Annotated in this window: 10 protein-coding genes; 7 read left to right on the top strand and 3 right to left on the bottom strand. The window is 71.4% G+C overall.

Annotated elements, in window-relative coordinates; all coding sequences use genetic code 11:
* Positions 1-31: 31 nt before the first annotated feature.
* The 3 genes from WFJ01_RS10225 to WFJ01_RS10235 are packed head-to-tail and all read left to right on the top strand — an operon-like array spanning position 32 to position 3974.
* On the top strand, positions 32-931 hold the full coding sequence (locus WFJ01_RS10225; protein ID WP_251445083.1) for a glycosyltransferase family 2 protein: 900 nt from the start codon (positions 32-34) through the stop codon (positions 929-931).
* The gene (locus tag WFJ01_RS10230; RefSeq protein WP_336628957.1) at positions 928-2754 is read left to right on the top strand and encodes a glycosyltransferase; all 1827 of its coding nucleotides are present in this window, start codon (positions 928-930) and stop codon (positions 2752-2754) included. Before WFJ01_RS10225 ends, WFJ01_RS10230 begins: the two co-directional genes overlap by 4 nt.
* The gene (locus WFJ01_RS10235) at positions 2751-3974 is read left to right on the top strand and encodes a lipopolysaccharide biosynthesis protein (protein WP_336628958.1); all 1224 of its coding nucleotides are present in this window, start codon (positions 2751-2753) and stop codon (positions 3972-3974) included. Before WFJ01_RS10230 ends, WFJ01_RS10235 begins: the two co-directional genes overlap by 4 nt.
* Positions 3975-4010: 36 nt before the next feature.
* On the opposite strand, the gene WFJ01_RS10240 is transcribed toward WFJ01_RS10235, so the two are convergent.
* Positions 4011-5141: a glycosyltransferase family 4 protein gene (locus WFJ01_RS10240; RefSeq protein WP_251445075.1), complete on the bottom strand. Its 1131-nt coding sequence runs from the start codon at positions 5139-5141 to the stop codon at positions 4011-4013.
* A 91-nt stretch (positions 5142-5232) separates the two neighbouring features.
* Complete coding sequence (locus tag WFJ01_RS10245; RefSeq protein WP_251445072.1) at positions 5233-6423, bottom strand: RCC1 domain-containing protein; 1191 nt, start codon at positions 6421-6423, stop codon at positions 5233-5235.
* A gap of 104 nt (positions 6424-6527) precedes the next feature.
* On the opposite strand from WFJ01_RS10245, the gene WFJ01_RS10250 reads away from it, so the two are divergent.
* On the top strand, positions 6528-7271 hold the full coding sequence (locus tag WFJ01_RS10250) for a hypothetical protein (RefSeq protein ID WP_251445069.1): 744 nt from the start codon (positions 6528-6530) through the stop codon (positions 7269-7271).
* 15 nt (positions 7272-7286) lie between these two features.
* On the opposite strand, the gene WFJ01_RS10255 is transcribed toward WFJ01_RS10250, so the two are convergent.
* On the bottom strand, positions 7287-8486 hold the full coding sequence (locus WFJ01_RS10255) for an RCC1 domain-containing protein (protein ID WP_251445066.1): 1200 nt from the start codon (positions 8484-8486) through the stop codon (positions 7287-7289).
* A gap of 189 nt (positions 8487-8675) precedes the next feature.
* On the opposite strand from WFJ01_RS10255, the gene WFJ01_RS10260 reads away from it, so the two are divergent.
* The 3 genes from WFJ01_RS10260 (at position 8676) to WFJ01_RS10270 (ending at position 20301) form a co-directional block, all read left to right on the top strand.
* The gene (locus WFJ01_RS10260) at positions 8676-12086 is read left to right on the top strand and encodes a DUF7402 domain-containing protein (RefSeq protein ID WP_336628959.1); all 3411 of its coding nucleotides are present in this window, start codon (positions 8676-8678) and stop codon (positions 12084-12086) included.
* A gap of 84 nt (positions 12087-12170) precedes the next feature.
* The gene (locus tag WFJ01_RS10265; protein WP_336628960.1) at positions 12171-15560 is read left to right on the top strand and encodes a DUF7402 domain-containing protein; all 3390 of its coding nucleotides are present in this window, start codon (positions 12171-12173) and stop codon (positions 15558-15560) included.
* Positions 15561-15804: 244 nt separating this feature from the next.
* On the top strand, positions 15805-20301 hold the full coding sequence (locus tag WFJ01_RS10270; RefSeq protein ID WP_336628961.1) for a DUF7402 domain-containing protein: 4497 nt from the start codon (positions 15805-15807) through the stop codon (positions 20299-20301).
* The last annotated feature ends 7 nt before the right edge of the window (positions 20302-20308 follow it).

The raw sequence follows: 20308 nt of genomic DNA on the forward strand, positions 1-20308 counted from the left end.
AGGCGTGGGACTTCCCGCAGGAGAGGTGAGCATGGATCCGACCGAGGCGCGCGTGGGGATCGTCGTCCGCACCAAGAACCGCCCGCAGCTCCTCGCCCGGGCGCTCGCGGACATCGCGGACCAGACCTATCAGGACTGGCGGGTCGAGGTGGTCGACGACGGCGGGGACGCGGCCGCCGTGGACCGGGTGCTCTCGGCTTTGCCGGACGCCGTGCGCGCGCGCGTCGGCGTCGTCCACCACGATGTCTCCCAGGGTCGTTCCGCTGCGGCCAACGCCGGGATCCGCCGGCTCGACACCGAGTACGCGGTGCTGCACGACGACGACGACCGCTGGGCACCGGGCTTCCTGGCGCGGACCGTCCGCTGGCTCGACGCCCACCCGGGTCATGTCGGCGTGGCGGTCCGGACGGAGATCGTCTACGAGGCCGAACGCGACGGGGCCTTCGTCGAGGTGGGCCGCGCGCCGTTCTGGCCGGGACTGCACCGCATCACCTATTCCGAGCTGCTCCGGGTCAACCGCTTCGTGCCGATCGCGTACCTCTACCGGCGCGCGGTGCACGACGAGGTCGGCTTCTACCGCGAGGACGTGCACGCGGCGGAGGACTGGGAGTTCAATCTCCGGGTGGCGGCGCTGCACCCGATCGGCTTCCTCGGCGAGGAGCCCCTGGCTTTCTGGCACCAGCGCGCGGGCGTCGAGGGGGAGCTCGGCAACAGCATGTTCGCGCTCGCCCAGGACCACGACGACTACGACATGATGGTGCGCGACGAGGCCCTTCGTGCGTACGTCGCCGAGCACGGCGCAGGTCTGCCGCTGTATCTCACACGATTCCTCCAGGATGAGATCGCCCGTCAGCTCGACGAGCGCCGCTCGCTGGGCGAGCGCGCGACGGACATGGTTCGTCGCTGGCGTCGCGAACGGCGGATGCGATGACCGCCGGGAGGACCGTCCAGCGCGTCCTCTTCCCCTCGGCGGGCGAGCAGGGCGACGTCCTCCCGCTGTACCTCGATGCGGGATCATCGCACGGCGTCGAGGTGCTCTCGCGGGAGTCGGTGCGCGTGCAGGCCGGGGGAGGTCTCTCGCTCGCGTCCTACTTCGGCGCGCTTCCGATCGGCGTCTGGGCCTCGGCCACCCCCGTGCGCCGGTTCCGTCTCGACCTCGTCGTGGAGGGGATCGCCGACGTACGCCTGATCCGCACGGACTCCCGTGCCGAAAGGACCGTGGTGCAGACGATCGCCGGCGCGACCGGCGAAGTCGCCCTCCACGTCGAGATCCCGGAGGGGCAGGACCTCGGCTGGGCCTGGGCGGAGGTCGACGCCACCGAGGCCGTCATCGTGCGGGACGCGCGCTGGAGCGCGCCGGCGCCCGAGACCCCGGCCACCGGCGCCGTCTGCATCACGACGGTCAATCGCGAGCACGACTGCATCCAGGTGCTGCGCCGGCTCGCGGACGACGCCGAGGTCCGTGCCCGGCTCTCGGCGATCATCGTCGTCGATCAGGGATCCCGTCGCCTCCGCGACGCCGCGGGCTATGCGGAGGCCGCAGCCGCCCTGGACGGGCTCCTCGTCCTCATCGAGCAGGCCAATCTCGGGGGATCCGGCGGATTCAGCCGGGGCATGCTCGAGGCGCGGGAGCGCGCCACGCATGCGATCCTGCTCGACGACGACGTGCGCCTGGAGACCGACAGCATCCTGCGCATGCTCTCGCTGGCGGAGCAGTCTCCCGCCGAGATCGTGGTCGGCGGGCAGATGCTGAGCCTCACCGAGCCCACCCTGCTGCACACGATGGGCGAGCGCGTCGACCGCGGGGCGTTCTGGTGGACGCCCGTGGACCCGGCCCTCGCGCCCGTCGACCTCGCGACCCATCCGCTCGCGACGACGCCCGCCCTGCACCGGGTGCACGAGGTCGATTTCAACGGCTGGTGGATGTGCGCCATCCCGACCGGGCTGATCCGTCGTGCGGGGGCCTCGCTGCCGCTGTTCCTGAAGTGGGACGATGCGGAGTACGGGCTGCGCAGCGCCGACGCAGGCGTTCGGACCGTCACGCTTCCCGGCGCCGCGCTCTGGCACATGCCGTGGACCGCGAAGGACGACGGACTGGACTGGCAGGCGTACTTCCAGCTCCGCGGGCGTCTGGTGACCGGGCTCGTGCACGGTGCCCGACGCCGCGGCAGCGGGATGCTGCTGTCGTCGCTCGCGCAGGACCTCAACCACGTGCTCTGCCTGCAGTACGGCTCGACCGCGGTCCGCAGTCGAGCGCTGCTCGACGTGCTGCAGGGGCCGGCGCACCTCGAGCACACCCTGCGCGCCGGCCCGCGGCGCTCCCAGGAGATCCTCGAGCGGTTCGGTCAGACCGTCGTGACCGAGGCGGGAGCCCGGGGGCGTCCGGGAACGGGGCTCCCCGCCCGCCCGGTCGGCCGGGCCGCGACGGTCGGCCGTCTCGCCGCCGTGCTCCTGCACCAGCTGCGCCGTCCTCGACCCGATGCCCCCGTCGCCCTCACCCGGGCGGAAGGACGATGGTGGATGCTCGGGCGGCTCGACGCCGCCACGGTCGACAGCGCCACGGGCACCGGCGTCTTCGTCGCCCGACGGGACCGCGGGATCGCGGGCCGCGCCGTGCGCCGGGCGATCGGACTCCGTGTGCGGCTCTGGCTCGCCTGGCCCTCCCTCTCGCGCGAGTATCGTGCAGCGGCGCCCCGGCTCGCGTCGGCTGCGGCATGGCGCGCCCGCTTCGAGGACGCGGACGCCGCCTCGTGACCGCCGAGATCCCCGCGCCGACCGGAACCCGCGTCGCGCACGCGACCGGCTACCTCCTGGCGGCCAACGTCCTGCGCTACGTCGGTCCGCTGGGCATGCTGGTGCTCCTCGCCCAGTTCACGACGCCCGACACGGTCGGCGCCTACACGCTCTCGCTCGCGATCGTGACGCCGATGTTCGTCTTCGCGCAGCTGAGCCTGCGCACCGTCTACCTCACGATCAGGCCGCCGGTCCGGATCGCCGTGCTGCTCGGCGTCCAGGCGGCCGCGCTGCTGTTCGCCGCGATCGTGACCGGCATCATCGGCGGAGTCTTCCAGGCCGCGCTGCTGCCGCTGCTCGCCGCCGCGGCGCTCGGCAAGATCATGGACGCCTACGTCGACCTGCTCTCCGGCCCGCTGCAGGCGGCGGGCCGGGAGCGGCGGATCTTCTGGGCCAGCCTGGCGGTGGGGGCGGGATCGCTCGCGTTCGCGGCGGCGGGGCTGCTGGCGACGGGGTCGGTGGTGGTGAGCCTCGTCGCTCTCGCCGCGGGGACGCTCTGCGCCGCGCTTCCGTTCCTCTATCTGCCGGTGCGCCGCGCGGAGCGGGAGGCGGGCACCTGGTCGTGGCGCGCCGACGCGGACACCCGCGCCAGGGTGGTCCGCGCCGGTGTGCCGATGGGGGTCGCGATCGCGATCATGTCGCTCATGTCGGTCCTGCCGCAGTACGTCCTCGCGGGTGTGATCGGCCAGGCCGTCGCCGGACGGTTCGCGGTCATGCTGTACATGTACGCCGTGGCCGACATCGCGGGCATGAGCCTCGCACAGGCATGGATCCCCACCGGGCGGCGCTCGTACGAGACGGGCGAGCCCCGACGCTGGCTGGCGCGTCCGGTGCTGCTGTGGACGGCGCTCTTCCTCCCCGCGACGGTGTTCGGCCTCTGGCTGGGCGCGATGCTGCTGCCCCTCCTCTTCGGCCCGGCCTTCGGGTTCGGCATCGCCGAGGCGGTCCCGCTCGGGTGTGCGATCGTGCTCCTGCCGTTCGCGCACTTCACCGCGATCACCGTGAGCATTCAGAACCGCTACACGCACGTGCTGGCGCTGAGCGCGGCGGCGGTCGTCGTCTCGGCGACCCTCTGCGCGGTCCTGATCCCGATCTGGGGGCTCGCCGGAGGCTTCTGGGCGCTCGCCGCCGCGATCGGAGTGCGCGGCATCGTGGCGCTCGTGTTCGTCCTGCGCCACTGACGAGGCGATGCCCACGCCCGGCGCGCGCTGCGCGGCTCAGAGCCGGTCGAGCTCCTGCACGTAGCGATCGGCCAGGCGGTCCCAGTCCCATGCGGCGAACTGCTCGTATCGGGGCTGGGGCGCCGGCCGTCCGAGCTCCTGCCGCGCGGCTGCGATGAGTGCCCCGGCGTCGCCCGAGGGGACGACCGCGACGCGCGCGTCGGGGATGGCGGCGAGCGCCGAAGCGATCCCGACCTCGTAGGTCACGAGGGCGGCGCCGGCCGCCAGTGCCTCGAGCTGGGTGAGCTGGAAGCCCTCGGCGGCGACGGAGGGGTTCACGTAGACCGCGCCGCGCAGCTTCTCCCGCACCGCGTCGGAGTCCCATCGTCCCGGCGTGTGCAGATCCTCCACGCCGCGCTCGGCGGCGTACGCCTGGGCGGCGTCCCGCTCGCCCGGGCCGATGAGCCACGCCTCGCCGCGCCAGCCGTCCGCGCGGCAGGCCGCGACGACATCGACGAAGGTGCGCCAGCCCTTCTCCTCGACGACGCGCCCGACGAAGACGAGGCGCCGTTCGTCTCCGACCGCCGGTGGCTGGCCCTCGTCCGGGAGCCACTGCCGCAGCGCGATGCCGTTGCCGAAGACGCCGGCGTCCACGCCGGACAGCTCCCGGACGAACTCCGCCGCCGCATCCGAGACGCCGAGGACGCGGTCCGCTCGGCGGAGCACCCTTCGTCCCATGGTCCGGTCGACGAGGCGGCTCGCCACGCGGACCAGCGGGGACGAGGTGACCACGAAACCGCCGCCGTGCTCGGTGTGGATGCTGGGCACCCCCTGCCGCCGCGCGAGCCGGATCCCCAGCCAGCTGAGCGGGAAGAAGCGGGTGTGGGTGGCGACATGCGTGATCGGCGTCTGTGCGCCTGCCGCCGAGCGGACGAAGGCGCGCCAGTCGCGGGCCGAGGGGAGGGCCATGATCGAGCGGAAGTCGTACGTGCGCGGCACCGGGACGACGCGCACGCCGGACGGCTCCGTCCATGCCTCGCGATCGCTGCCGAGATAGACGACCGTGACGGCCACACCGCGCGCGACCAGGAGAGGAAGGAGCGAGCGCAGATGCATCTCGACCCCGCCCTCGGTCTCGGCGTAGTTCGTCGTGACGACGAGGAGGTGTCGCTCGGGTACTTCGGGCACTCTGCTGGCGCCTTTCATCCAGGTCGGCATCGGGCTTCTCGACTCTATCGGAGCCCGATGCCGGGCCCGGGGCGGCCGCGGAGGGCCGACGTCAGTCGATCGACACCGAGACGGGCTCGCGTCGATCCGTCGTGCTGCCGTCGCCGAGCTGTCCGGTGGTGTTGACGCCCCAGCAGGACACCCGATCCCGGGAGGAGAGCGTGCACACATGGAACCTGCCGACGGCGACGCCGGAGACCGGAGCGGGAATCTGCGGAACGGGAACGGGTCGCGGGGCGTCGATGTCGTCGGCGCCGGCGTCGCCCCAGCAGAGAACGCTCTGTTCGGAGGTCGTCGCGCATGTGCGGGCATGACCCGCGGAGACGCTCTCAGCGCCGGTCAGCCCCGCGACGCGATTCGGTGCGGGGGAGGGGATGCGCGTGCCGTCGCCGCGTTCCCCGCCGGCGTTCGCGCCCCAGCAGAAGACGTCGCCGCGGGTCAGGGCGCAGGCATGGGTGTCGCCGGCCGTGATGGCGTCGAAACGCGCATCGGGCACGGGCACCTGCACGGGAACGGCCGACGAGGCGACGCCCGGGCCGCCCAGCTGGCCGTCGCCGTTCTCGCCCCAGCAGAACGCGCGTCCGCGATCGGTCACCGCGCAGGTGAATCCTGTGCCCGCGGATGCCGCCACCACGCCGCCGGGCAGGCCCTGCACGCGTCGGGGCTGCAGGACGGGATCCGTCGACGCGCGCGCCCCCAGTTCGCCCGCGGTGTTCGATCCCCAGCAGTAGAGGTCGGCGCCGACGAGCGCACAGGTGTGCGCGCGGCCGGCGGAGACCGCGGAGGCCCGTCCGGGAAGGCCCTGCACCGGCTGCGGGATGGGGTGCGTGGTCGTCGTCGCATCCCCGAGCTGACCCGAGGCGTTCGCGCCCCAGCACCAGACGGCGCCCGCGGCGGTCAGCGCGCACGCGTGCGTGCCGTCGCCCGCGGTGACGGCGACGGCACCGCTGACCCCCTGGACCGCGACGGGGCGCGGGTGCGGCGCGAAGGTGCCGTCCCCGAGCTGCCCGTCGTCGTTCGCGCCCCAGCAGCGCACCGCACCGGCGTCCGTCACCGCACAGCTGAAGTCCGCGCCGGCGGCGATCGTCGAGCGGTACGGCGCGGGCGGCAGGTAGACGTAACGCGGAAGGACGATCACGGCGAGGATCACGGCGGCCGCCACGACGACGAGCGCCGACGCGGCGAGAAGAAGCCGCGGCCGCTCGCGGAGGCGGAGCGGGGGCGGGGGCTCCTCTGCGACCATGCGCACCATCCTTCGGTGTCCGGGCCTGCCTGACGCTATCAGCTGGGACGCGGTCTCAGGCGTAGCATCGACCACAGCAGCATGCCGAGGAAGGTGGTGCCGTCATGGAATCGTCGGAGATGGCCTCGCAGCGCGACGCAGGAGTGGATTTGGGAGCGATCGGCATCGGTGCAGGAATTCTTGTGGGGCCCGCGGGCATCGTGCTCGGAGCCCTCGGGCTGCGACGTGCGGCGACCGCCGATCGACGTCGCCATGCGATCGTGGCGATCGTCGTCGGCGTGGCGCAGACGGTCGTCGTCATCCTCGCCGCGCTGGGCTGGAGCTGGGCGGCCGGACAGGCCGGGGCAGGTCCCTCGCCCTCCGGCGTGCCGCCGGAGATCGTGATCGACGGCCAGACGGTCGCGCCCACCTACAGCCCGAGGCCGACCCCGGTCTTCACACCGCCGCCCACCGCACCGGACGAGCCGCCGATCACGCTCGTGCCCGACACCGTACGGGGCGGTTACGAGGCGGGGGACGTCGCTCCCGACCCGGATGCCGACGACGCGGGCGCGGTGGATTCCGGCAGCACCACCTACACCGGGCCGCAGGGCGACATCGAGCTCCGGCGATCGGCGTGGGAGACGCCCGAGGACGCGGCGCAGTACGCCGAGACGCTCCAGGCGCAGGCCGCCGGAACGCTGCAGAAGTCGGGAACCGTGGGGGTTCCGCCCGACGGCCAGTACTGGTACTACGACGATGACGGCCAGAGCACGATGGTGTGGACCCAGGGCGTCACGGTGGGATACGCCACGGGAGCGGCGGCGGATCTGCAGATGTTCTATCTGGAGCTCGTCTCCGCCTCCTGATCGGGCTCGGCCCGTTCAGAATCCGACGACGCGCACGGGTGTGCCGCTGTCCTCCGCGGTACCCGTGCCGAGCTGTCCGGCGGAGTTCGCCCCCCAGCATTCGACCCGGGAACGGTCCCGGGCGATGGCGCAGGTGTGCATCCCGCCGACGCTGACCGAGCCGTAACCCGAGGTCAGCCCCGCCACGGCGGTCGGGGCCGTCGACGACGGGAACGGCGCGCCATCGGTCTCGCCGCCCCAGCACCGAACCGCCCCGGCCGAGGAGACGGCGCAGGACCGCCGGTACCCCGACGACACGGAGACGGCGTCCTCGATGCCCCGCACCGCGACGGGCCCGGAGCGGCGGCGCGTGTCGCCGACGCCGAGCTGGCCGCCGTCGTTCGCACCCCAGCACCAGACACGCCCGTTCGTGGCGACGGCGCAGGAATTCGTGTCCCCCGCCGCGATCTGGCCGAACCGTTCAGCGGGCGCGATCGGCTGCGGCCCCTCCTGCACGCCGCGTGGCGCACCGGCCTGGCCGTCGCCGCTGTCACCCCAGCAGCGTGCCCGTCCCCGGTCGGTGAGCGCACAGGTCAGGCTCGTCCCCGCCGACACGGCGACGGCGGTCCCGAGTCCGGATACCCGGGTCGGCACCGGCGTCGGATCGGTGCCCCCGATGCCGAGCTCGGCGCTGGCGTTGTACCCCCAGCAGTACACCTGCCCGGACGCGAGGGCGCAGGTGTGCTGACGACCGACGGCGATCGCCGTCACCGGGGACGGCAGGCCCTTGACCGTTCGGGGCGTCGGGCTGGAGGTGGTCGTGCCGTCGCCGAGCTGCCCGTCGTCGTTCGCGCCCCAGCACATCATCGAGCCGTCCTCGAGGAGTGCGCACACGTGCGATCCCGAGCCGGCGGACAGTGCGACGGCGCGGGATGCGCCGATGGCGGCGACCGGCGCAGGGCTGTCGGTGAACGTCCCGTCGCCGAGCTGCCCGGAGTCGTTCGCGCCCCAGCACTTCACCTCCTGCTCGGCGGTGATCGCGCAGGTGAAGCTGCCGCCTGCGGCGACGCTCGACTGATAGGGACTCGGCGCTGCATAGAAGAAGCGCGGGGCCACCAGGAACCCGGCCGCGACGAGGACGGCGACCGCCGGCACGAGGAGCCACAGCAGCCTCAATCTCCGGGGTGTGCGCCGGCGCTCCCGGTCGCGGCGTGCGGGGATGGCGGACGTCGACACTGAACCTCCCAGGGCGGGATCGCCCCCGGGTTTCCGCTGGCGAAAAGTAACGATTGCATGACGGAGTGGCCCACTCGGTGCGCTTCTCGGCACTTGAGGCGAAATCCTACCTCGATCGCGTGCAACGATTTGTCATCGCGTGTGTGATTCTGGGGGCACGCATGGATTTCGCAGGGGAGATCATCAGGTATGTCGACTAGAAGCGCTGGGGCGCGAGTCGCCGAAAGGCCGGGAACGGCCCCGCGGATCTGGATTCTCGCGTGCGTCACGGCGCTCGCACTCCTCATTTCGGTGCTCGGCGCCGGTGCTGCGCAGGCGGCCGACTCGAACCTTGCCCCCTCCGCAGCGGTCACCGCCTCCTCGCAGAACACGGGGACGGGCCAGACGGCGGCGAAGGCGATCGACGGCGTGCCGTCGGGGTATCCCGCGGACTCCTCCAAGGAGTGGTCGACGGTCGGCGGGAAGTCCGGATCCTGGATCCAGCTGACGTGGGCGCAGGCGGTGTCGCTCAACAAGGTGGTGCTCTACGACCGGCCGAACGCCGATGACCGGATCACCGGGGCGACCCTGACCTTCTCGGACGGATCCTCGGTGCCGGTCGGATCGCTGACCAACTCCGGCGCCGGCGTGACGATCACCTTCACGGCGCGCACGGTCACCTGGGCGAAGCTGACCGTGACGTCCGTGGCCTCGACCACCTTCAACGTGGGGCTCGCGGAGTTCGAGGCCTTCGGCTCGACGCAGCCGGGGCCGAACCAGCCGCCGACCGCCAACGCCGGGTCGAACCGTTCCGTGCCGGTCGGGACCTCGGTCACCCTCGACGGGACGAAGTCGGCGGACTCGGACGGCCAGGTGAAGGCGTACACCTGGACGCAGACCTCGGGCGCCTCGGTCGCCCTGAGCAACCCGAACATCGCGACGCCGTCGTTCACGCCGAGTGCGGCGGGAACCTACGTGTTCCGGCTCGTCGTCACGGACGATCGGGGGGCTTCCTCGTCGCCGGCGACGGTGACGATCACCGTGACCCCTCCCGCGCCGAACCAGCCGCCGGTCGCCGATCCCGGGGCGGCCTTCTCCGCTCCGATCAAGACGACCGTCACGCTCGACGGCTCGAAGTCGACCGATCCCGACGGAACCGTCGTCTCCTGGGCGTGGACGCAGACGTCCGGTCCTGCCGTGGCGCTCACCGGCGCGGGAACGGCCAAGCCGACCTTCACTCCGACCGAGACGGGCGGCTATGTGTTCTCCCTCGTCGTCACCGATGACAAGGGCACGGCCTCGGCGCCGGTCACGGTCACGGTGACCGCGGTCGATGCCCCGATCGTCGTCGCGAACATCGCGGCGAAGGGGAGCGCGACCGCCTCGTCGCAGAACACCGCCACAGGCCAGACTGCGGCGAAGGCCGTCGACGGGGTGGCGCAGGGCTATCCGGCCGACTACACCAAGGAGTGGGTGACCGCGGGCGGCCGCAGCGGATCCTGGCTCGAGATCGGCTACGGCACGCCGGTCGTGCTGACGAAGGTCGTGCTCTACGATCGGCCGAACACCAGCGATCAGGCGACCGCCGGCACCCTCACCTTCTCCGACGGATCGTCGGTACCGGTGGGCGCGCTGACGAACTCCGGCGCCGGCGTCACCGTGTCCTTCCCCGCTCGCGCGGTCACGTCGGTGCGCTTCACCGCGACCGCCGTCTCGGCGAGCACCGTCAACGTCGGCCTCGCCGAGATCGAGGTGTGGGGCTCTCCGGCGGGGTCGGGGAACTGGCCGCCGACCGCGAACGCGGGCGCGTCGCAGACGGTCGCGGCCGGCTCCCCGGTGACCCTCGACGGGCGAGGGTCCTCCGACCTGGAGGGCCCGATCGCCGGCTTCGCCTGGGCGCAGACGGCGGGACCCGCCGTCGCGCTCTCGGATGCGACGGCGGCGGCCCCGACCTTCACCGCGCCGCAGGTCGCGCAGACGACGGCGCTGGCGTTCCAGCTCACGGTGACAGACTCCGGGGGTGCGACCGCATCGGCCGCGGTCACGATCACGGTGACGGCTCCCGCGACGATCGTGGCAGCAGACTCCGGGACGTCGGGATCCTTCACGATCACCTACGACCCCTCGTTCGCGGGGAGGACTGCGACCCTGCAGGTGCAGACCATCGCCACGACGCTCACCACGGAGAACCCGGCCAGCGTCTGGAAAGCGGTCGGAACGGTCAAACTCGACGGCTCCGGTGCGGGCAAGGTCACGGTGGCCAAGCCCTACGGCGCCACGCACTCCTATCGGGCCGTGGTCACCGTCTCGGCGACGGACAACCCCACGAACGTGATCACCTACGCCGCGCCGAAGCAGAACAAGAACACCGGGCTCGCGACGGTCTACCTCAACACGAACGAGGGCGCGGCGATCGACTCGAAGGACGTCGACCGCGAGGGCACGATGACGATCGTGGCAGGGACGAGCAGCTGCACCACCGGCACCGGCGAGTCGATCGTCAAGACGTCCGGCCGCGGCAACTACACCTGGACGCTCGACAAGAAGCCGTACAAGGTCAACCTCGGTTCGAAGGCGTCGCTGTGCGGCATGGCGAAGAGCAAGAAGTGGGCGCTGCTGGCGAACCACTACGATCGCTCGCTGCTGCGCACGACGATCAGCCTGAACCTGGGGCAGCAGATGAGCGGTCTGGCGTGGACCCCGCACCTCGTCCCCGTCGACCTGTACGTCAACGGATCGTACGTCGGCGCCTACAACCTGATCGAGCGCGTCGAGGTGGACAGCAGCCGCGTCGACATCGACGAGCTGAAGGACAACCAGACCGGCGCGAACGACGTGCAGCCGAACCTCTCCGGCGGCTACCTGCTGGAGTGGGACTACCGGGCGGATCCCGCCGCGGGCGACGCCGTGGTCACGGTGGGCCCGGATCAGGCGCTGGTCTCGCTGGCCTCGCCGCAGAACGAGACCGACGGGACCGGGGTGACGACGGCTCAGAAGAGCTACATCTCCGGCTATCTGAACAGCGCGAACTCCGCCCTGTTCTCGTCAGGCTTCGCCGATCCGGTCAACGGCTGGCGGAAGTACATCGACGAGGCCTCCGCGGTCGATTACTACCTGATCCAGGAGTACACGAAGAACCTCGACTCGAACATGTACACGTCGGTCTACATGTACAAGACACGGGACTCGGACGCCGGCCCCGGCAAGCTCTTCCTCGGGCCCGCCTGGGACTACGACACCAGCCTGGGCGATGCCGCCTACGAAGGGGGACAGGGCTCCACCTCCGGCTGGTACCTGCGCGACCAGACGGACACCTATGCGAAGCAGACGGTGCAGTCGGGCAAGACCTGGTTCGACCGGCTGAACGAGGACTCCTCGTTCCGTGCGGCGGTGAAGGCCCGCTGGCAGCAGCTGAAGCCCGTGTTCGACGGCCTCCCGGCCTCGGTCGACCAGCAGGCGGCCCTGATCGGCAAGTCGGCCGCGGCGAACTTCTCGATCTGGGACCCGAACCAGCGGCTGGAGGACGTGCAGGTCATCAAGGGCGGCTTCTCGAACGAGGTCGCCTACCTGAAGACGTGGATCGCAGGACGGACGAGCTGGATGGACTCCCAGTTGCGATGACGATCGCGGCGGCGGTCAGGAGGATCTGACCGCCGCCGCGGAAGCGCCGCGGGCGGGGACCCGCGGCTGAGAAAGGGGACAGACGTGATCGGGAGCCGAGCACGCGGATCGAGGATCGCCGGGGCGGGTGTCGTCGCGGCCCTGCTGCTGACCGGGGTGCAGGCGCTGCCGGCCGCCGCCGCGAGCGTGAACCTCGCATCGAAGGCGACGGTCACCGCGACCTCGCAGAACACGGCGACGAGCCAGACGGCGGCCAAGGCCGTGGACGGGGTCGCTCAGGGGTACCCGGTCGACGCCACGAAGGAGTGGGCGAGCGTGGGCGGCAAGTCCGGGACGGCGATCACGCTGACCTGGCCCGCTGCGGTCTTCGTCGACCAGATCCGGCTGTACGACCGCCCCAACCTCGACGACCGGATCACCGGCGGGACGTTCACCTTCGACGACGGCTCCACCGCCGCCGTGGGCTCCCTCACGAACAACGGCACCGCGGTCACCGCGGCATCCTTCAGCACGCCGAAGAGGATCACCAAGGTGACGTTCACGGTCACCTCTGTCGCGTCGACGACCTACAACGCCGGCCTCGCCGAGATCGAGGTGTTCGGCACCGAAGCGCCGGCGGAGAACCAGAAGCCCACGGCGGACGCCGGAGCCTCCTTCTCGAGCGTCGTCGGAAAGTCGACGAAGCTCGACGGCTCGAAGTCGAAGGATCCGGACGGCTCGGTCGCGTCGTACACCTGGACGGTCGAATCGCAGCCGAGCGGTTCCTCGGTGTCGCTCGCGAACACGGCGAGCCCGTCGTTCACGCCCGCGGTGGCCGGCACCTATGTGTTCGGCCTGGTCGTGACGGACAACGCGGGAGCTTCCTCGAGCAAGGCCACCGTCACGGTGACGGTGACCCCGCCGCCGCCGAACCAGCCGCCCAAGGCGGATGCCGGCCCGGACCAGACGGTGAGCGTCAACAGCTCTGTGACTCTGACCGGCGCGGCATCCGCCGACCCCGACGGCACGATCGCGGCGTACGCCTGGACCCAGGTGTCCGGCCCCGTGGCGTCACTGTCCAGCACCTCCGCGGCCAAGCCGACGTTCACGCCGACCGCGGTCGGCGCGTATGTCTTCGGACTGGTCGTGACGGATGACAAGGGCGCGGTCTCCCCGGCCGACCAGGTCAGGATCACCGTCACCGACGCGCCCGTCGTGCCGCTGAACCTGGCCGGGCAGTCGGCGGTGACGGCGTCATCGGACAACGTCGCGACGAACCAGCAGTCGGCGAAGGCCGTGGACGGCGTCGCGCAGGGGTACCCGGCCGACTCGACGAAGGAGTGGGCCACGAAGGGCGGCAAGGCAGGCAGCTGGATCCAGCTCGCCTGGCCCGCACCCGTCTCGCTCGGCAAGGTCGTGCTCTACGACCGGCCGAACAGCGACGATCAGATCACCGGGGGGACGCTCACCTTCTCCGACGGCTCGTCCGTCGCCGTGGGCGCCCTGACCAACACCAGCGGCAGCGCGGGATCGGCCGCGGGGGTTCCGGTGACGTTCCCGGCGCGCACGGTGACCTGGGCGCGGCTGACCGTCGACAAGGTCTCCGCGACCACGCACAACGTGGGCCTGGCGGAGTTCGAGGCGTGGGGCAACGCGGCGGGCCCCGTCGACCTCCCTCCGGTCGTGAACGCCGGCACCGCACAGACCGTGGCCTCCGCGCAGACGGGCGTGACGCTGAACGGCTCGGCGTCGCGGGATCCCGAGGGCGGGGCTCTCACCTACGAGTGGGCGCAGACGGCCGGGACTCCCGTGACGTTGAGCGGTGCGACGACCGCGATCTCGACGTTCGACGCCCCCGCCGTGACCGCGGTGACCCCGCTGACGTTCCGGCTCACGGTGCGCGATCCCGGGGGCCAGAGCGCGTCGGGGACGGTCGTCGTGACGGTGAGTCCGCCGGCGACGGTCACCGCGACAGATGCCGGTGCGGCAGGCTCGTTCGCGATCGGCTACGGCTCCGCGTTCGCCGGCAAGACGGCGACGCTGCAGGTGCAGACCATCGCCACCACCATGACGACGGAGAACCCGACGTCGAGCTGGAAGGCCCTCGGGACGGTGGTCCTGAACTCCTCCGGGGCGGGCACGGTCACGGTGGCGGATCCCTATGAGGTGACCCATCAGTACCGGGCAGTGGTCTCGTCGGGCGGGATCGACAGCCCGACGAACACGGTCCCCTACGCGGCGGTGCGTCCCAACAAGAATCTCGGGCTGCCGGCGCTGTACCTCGACACCAACGAGAGCGCCGCCATCAGCGACCGGGACACCGACCACGAGGGCGCGATCCAGCTGGTGCCCGGCTCCGGCAACTGGCCGGCCTGCACCGCGGTGCCGCGGGACACCAAGGTCAAGGCAGCCGGCCGCGGCAACTCGACCTGGAATCTGCCGAAGCGGCCGTACAAGTTCTCGACGGACAAGAAGACGGCGCTCTGCGGCATCCCCGCGGGCAAGAAGTGGGCGCTGCTGGCGAACTATGAAGACGTGTCGCTCATGCGGAACATGGTCGCCCTGCAGATGGGGTCGCAGTTGGACGGGCTCGCCTGGACGCCGCGGACGCATCCGGTAGACCTCTACCTTAACGGAAGCTACAAGGGCCAGTATCTGCTCGCCGAGCGGATCACGATCGGCGCCACCCGGGTCGACATCGACGAGCTGAAGATCGATCCTTCCGCTCCGGGAGCACAGGACGTGGCGCCCGAAGTGACCGGCGGCTACCTGATGGAGTGGAACCACGGGCAGGCCGGGGACGCGGGCGTCGAACCGCCCGACATCACCACGGACCGCGGCGGCCTCTACCTGAAGGAGCCCGATGCGGCCGCGGGCGAGATCACCCCGGTGCAGGAGCAGTACATCGCGGACTGGATGGACGAGGCCGACAGGGTGCTCTTCGACGACGCGACGTGGCTGGATCCGGACAACGGCTGGCGCAAGTACATCGACGAGTCCTCGGCGATCGACTTCTGGATCGTCAACGAGGTCACCAAGAACTACGGTGCGAACTACCGGTCGAGCGCCTGGATGTACAAGGCTCGCGACGTGCTGAACCCGGACGGGACCACGACGGTCGGCAAGCTCTACCACGGCCCGCTCTGGGACTTCGACACGGGCCAGGGGAACGCCGACTACGGCGCGGGCCAGGCGTCCACCTCGGGATGGTGGATGCGGGACTCCAACGACGCTCCGCGGCAGGCCTCCGTGACGTGGATGAACCGGCTGTTCCAGGACCCTGAGTTCAAGGCCGCGGCGAAGGCTCGCTGGCAGCAGGTGTCGCCGCAGCTGAAGGATGCGACGGCGTGGCTGGGCGTCCAGCAGCCGGCGTTGAAGGCGTCGGCAGATGCGGATCACGCGCTGTGGGGTCTGGGCTCGTACAGCACGGATGCGAACGCCCTGCGCGCCTGGCTCTCGGACCGGATCGCCTGGATCGACGCGAACTTCCGTTGAACCGTTCCGGCGGTCGCGCGCGACCGCCGGAACGGCCTATACTGGCGGCGACTCCCGCTTCTGAGGGTGGTATGGGAACCCTCTCAGATGGAGTCTCTTGGGGAATCTGGGGCGAAGTATGGCTGTTCGGCGTGCGTACACGCACGCCCTGGGGATCTGGGGTGTACTCCTTGGGGCTGTCGCGACGATGCTCGTCGAGCCCTCCGCAGCATGGGCGGCGCCCTGTGTGGGGGGAGCGACGCAGGTGGTCGCACATCAAGACGACGATCTGCTGTTCCAGAATCCCGACGTGCTGCACGACGCGGCCGCCGGTGCATGCCTGCAGACGATCTACGTGACCGCGGGCGACTCCGGGCACGGGCTGTCGTACGCGCGCGAGCGCGCCATCGGCCCCGAGGCCGCGTACGCGACGATGCTCGGCGTGCCGAACTCCTGGACGACGTCGGACGCCGGTGTGCCGGGGGAGAGCATCGTCCGTCGCACGCTGGCCACGAAGCCGAATGTGTCGATCGTGTCGCTCTACCTGCCGGACGGCGCGGTGATCGGATCCGGCTTCTCCGCGACCGGATACGCGAGCCTGGAGAAGCTGCTGACGGGGCAGATCGGGCGCATCTCCGCGATCGACGGATCGGCGAGCTACACGCGCGACGAACTGGTCACGGTCATCGCCTCCCTCGCCGCGCAACAGGGCGCGACGCAGATCCGCGCGCTGAACTACGGCGGGGGCTGGGACGACGGCGATCATTCCGACCATCACGCGAGCGCCTATCTGACCTTCGACGCCAACCAGGTGCTCACCACCGGGCGTCGGATCACCGGCTACACGGGATATCAGACCCAGGACAAAGCGGCCAACGTCTCCGGTGCGGATCTCACCGCCAAGCGTGCCGCCTTCAACGCCTATGCCGTCCACGACGAGTGGAAGACCGGCTCCGAATGGTCGAACTGGGGGGCGCGCCAGTACGTCGACGACACCACGCAGTACGCGGACACGAGCGGCCTTCGGGTCAACGCCGGTCCGGACCGCACCGGGACGACCGGCACAGCGGTGACGCTGGACGGGTCCGCGTCCTCCGCCACCACCTATCAGTGGACGCAGGCCTCCGGGCCCGCCGTCACCATCAGCACCCCCACCGCTGCGGTGGCGGGCTTCACGCCCACCGTGCCCGGCCGCTACGTGTTCACTCTCGTGGGCCGCAAGAGCGGCGCGTCGGCGTCGGACAGCGTGACGGTCACGATCCGCGACGCCTCCCAGCAGAACCTCGCCCGGGTGGCGGGCACGGTCGTGACCGGGTCGAGTCAGGCGACGGCATCGGGGCAGGGTCTCACGAAGGCCGTGGACGGCGTCGCGCAGGGCTATCCGACGGATTCGAGCAAGGAGTGGGCGACGTCCGGCGGCAAGACGGGCAGCTGGATCCAGCTCACCTGGCCGAACCCCGTGACGCTCAGTCAGGTCGTCCTCTACGACCGGCCGAATCTCGATGACCAGATCACCGGGGGCACGCTGACCTTCTCGAACGGCGCGAGCGTCCCCGTGCCCTCGCTCGCCAACGACGGCAGCGCGGTCGCCGTCGACATCCCTGCGATCACCACCACCACCGTGCGTCTCACCGTCACCGCGGTGTCGTCGAGCACCTCCAGCGTCGGGCTCGCCGAGCTGGAGGCGTGGGGCGTGAACGGCGTGCCGCCGGTGGCGAACGCAGGCCCGGCCCAGACGGTCACCGCCGGCAGCACCGTCACCCTGGACGGCAGCGCATCGACCGTGCAGAGCGGCCGTACCGCGAGCTACTCCTGGGTGCAGTCCTCCGGGCCGGCGACGTCGCTCAGCGGTGCGACCACCGCACGCCCCACGTTCGCGCCCGCGACCGCAGGGGTGTACGTGTTCACCCTGACCGTGGGCGACGGCTCGCTCAGCGCCACCGGCACCGTGACCATCACCGTCCTGGCGCAGAACCGTGCTCCGATCGCGAACGCGGGGCCCGCACAGACGACGACGGCGGGGAACCCCGTGCAGCTCGACGGCATGGCGTCCAGCGATCCCGACGGCAATCCGCTCACGTACGCGTGGTCGCAGGTCTCCGGGCCTGCGGTGACGTTGAGCAGCGCCACCGCGGCCAAGCCGACGTTCACGCCGGCCACGGCGGGCAGCTACGTCTTCGCGCTCACCGTCAGCGACGGCACGGTCGGCAGTGCCGCGTCGCAGGTCACGATCACGGTCCTCCCGGCGAACGGCCTGCCGGTCGCGGACGCGGGACCGCCCCAGACGGTCAAGGCCGGCACGCTCGTCACGCTGAACGGCGCGGGATCGGCCGATCCGGACGGGACGGCTCTGAGCTTCTCCTGGGCGCAGACCGGCGGACCCGGCACGACGCTGACCGGTCCGGCCACGGCCGCGCCGACCTTCACGCCGTCCGCCGAGGGGAGCTACGTCTTCGCCCTCACCGTCTCGGATGGAGCGGCGACCAGCAGCGCATCGGTGACGATCACCGTGCTGCCCGCCAATCGCGCGCCGAGTGCGTCCGCCGGGCCGAGCCAGTCGGTCGTCGTCGGCGCCACGGTGTCGCTCAGCGGCTCGGCGACGGATCCCGACGGAGACTCCCTGACATACGCCTGGGCGCAGGTCGGCGGGACGCCGGCGATGGCCCTCGCCGCGACGGACGCCGCACAGTCGTCCTTCGTGGCGTCCTCGCCGGGGGTGTTCGCGTTCACGCTGACGGCGACCGATCCCGGCGGGCTCGCATCCACCTCCCAGGTGACCGTCGCGGTGTCGCCTCCGGGAACGCTGCCGCCTGCGGCGGATGCCGGGAGCGCGCAGAGCGTGACGACTGGAACGCTCGTCCACCTGGACGCGTCGGCCTCCTCGGATCCGCAGAACCTCGCACTCACCTACTCCTGGGAACAGACGGCCGGTGCGTCCGTGGCGCTGTCCGACCCTGCCGACGTGAAGCCGACGTTCACGCCGACGAGCCCGGGTTCGTACACGTTCCGCGTGACGGTGCGCAACGCCTACCTGTCGGCGAGCGCCGACGTCACGGTCACCGTCGTGCAGGCCAACCGTCCTCCGACGGCGAACGCGGGGCCGTCGCGTACGGTGACCGCCGGAACCGCCGTGACGCTGGACGGCTCCGGCTCCTCCGACCCCGATGGGACCGCCCTCAGCTACGCCTGGAGCCAGGTCTCGGGCCCCGGGGTGTCGCTCGGTGCTGCGGCGCAGGCGAAGGCCGCGGTGACGCCGACGGTCGTGGGCACCTATGTGTTCCGGCTCGTGGTCTCGGACGGAGCGCTGACCGGCACCGCAGACGTGACCCTCACGGTGACCCCGGCGAACCGGGCACCCGTGGCGAAGGCCGGGGGAGCGCAGACGGGGCTCACGGGAACACGTCTCACCCTCGACGGCACCGGATCGAGCGATCCCGATGGCGACGTCCTGACGTACGCGTGGGCGCAGACCGCCGGCGCGCCGGTGGTGCTGACCGGCGCGGGCACGTCGTCGGCGACGCTGACGCCCACCGCGGCGGGCAGTTACGCCTTCACGCTCACCGTGTCGGACGGGGGCCTCTCCGCGACGGACACCGTGACCGTCACCGTGACGGACCCGGTCCTCACGAACGTCGCCCGATCCGCCGCGGCGACGGCTTCGTCCCAGAACACGGCGAGCGGTCAGACGGCGGGGAAGGCGATCGACGGCGTCGCGCAGGGCTACCCGACGGACTCGAGCAAGGAGTGGGCGACCGCCGGCGGCAGGGCCGGCAGCTGGATCCAGCTGAACTGGAGCTCGGCCCTGACCCTCTCCAAGGCGATTCTCTATGACCGGCCCAACGGCGACGACCAGATCACGGGTGGGACGCTGACGTTCTCCGACGGTTCGAGCGTCGCGGTCGGGGCGCTCAACAACAGCGGGACCGCCACGGCCGTCACGTTCCCGGCGCGCGTCGTCACCTGGGCGCGCCTCACCGTGACTGGCGTCAGCGGCACCACCTACAGCGCGGGCCTGGCCGAGTTCGAGGCCTGGGGGTATCTCAGCTCCACCCCGCCGGTGGTGCTTCCCCCCATCGCCAGCGCCGGGGCCGATCAGCAGGGCTTCACCGGTGCGCAGGTCACTCTCAACGGATCCGGATCCAGCGACCCGAATGGCCGCACGCTCACCTACGCGTGGACGCAGACGTCCGGCCCGACGGTCGGCCTCGTCGGCGCCAACAACGCGAAGCCGACGTTCACCCCGGCCGCCGCGGGCAGCTACGTCTTCTCCCTGACGGTGTCGAACGGCTCCCTGTCCGCGACCGCCTCCACCACGGTCACCGTGTCGCAGGCGCCGCCCACCCCGACGAACATCGCTCGCCAGGCCTCCGCCACGGCCTCCTCGCAGAACACCACGACCGGGCAGACGGCGGCGAAGGCGATCGACGGCGTGGCCCAGGGCTATCCGACGGATTCGAGCAAGGAGTGGGCGACGTCCGGCGGCAAGGCCGGCAGCTGGATCCAGCTGACCTGGTCCGGCCCCCAGAGCATGTCGAAGGTGGTCCTCTACGATCGGCCCAACAGCTCCGATCAGATCACCGGCGCGACGCTGACGTTCTCCGACGGGTCGAGCGTGGCGGTCGGTTCGCTGAACAACTCCGGTTCCGCCACGACCGTGTCGTTCCCGGCTCGCACCGCGACGTGGGTCAAGCTGACCACGACGACAGTGAGCTCGGCCACGGCCAACGTCGGTCTCGCCGAGTTCGAGGTGTGGACGGGGTGACCGCGGA

The organism is Microbacterium sp. MMO-35 (genome assembly GCF_037147555.1).
Classification (GTDB): Bacteria; Actinomycetota; Actinomycetes; order Actinomycetales; family Microbacteriaceae; genus Microbacterium.

Coding starts and splice junctions, on each gene's coding strand:
- WFJ01_RS10225 (WP_251445083.1), top strand. CDS start 32: ATGGATCCGACCGAGGCGCGCGTGGGGATCGTCGTCCGCACCAAGAAC.
- WFJ01_RS10230 (WP_336628957.1), top strand. CDS start 928: ATGACCGCCGGGAGGACCGTCCAGCGCGTCCTCTTCCCCTCGGCGGGC.
- WFJ01_RS10245 (WP_251445072.1), bottom strand. CDS start 6,423: ATGGTCGCAGAGGAGCCCCCGCCCCCGCTCCGCCTCCGCGAGCGGCCG.
- WFJ01_RS10250 (WP_251445069.1), top strand. CDS start 6,528: ATGGAATCGTCGGAGATGGCCTCGCAGCGCGACGCAGGAGTGGATTTG.
- WFJ01_RS10260 (WP_336628959.1), top strand. CDS start 8,676: ATGTCGACTAGAAGCGCTGGGGCGCGAGTCGCCGAAAGGCCGGGAACG.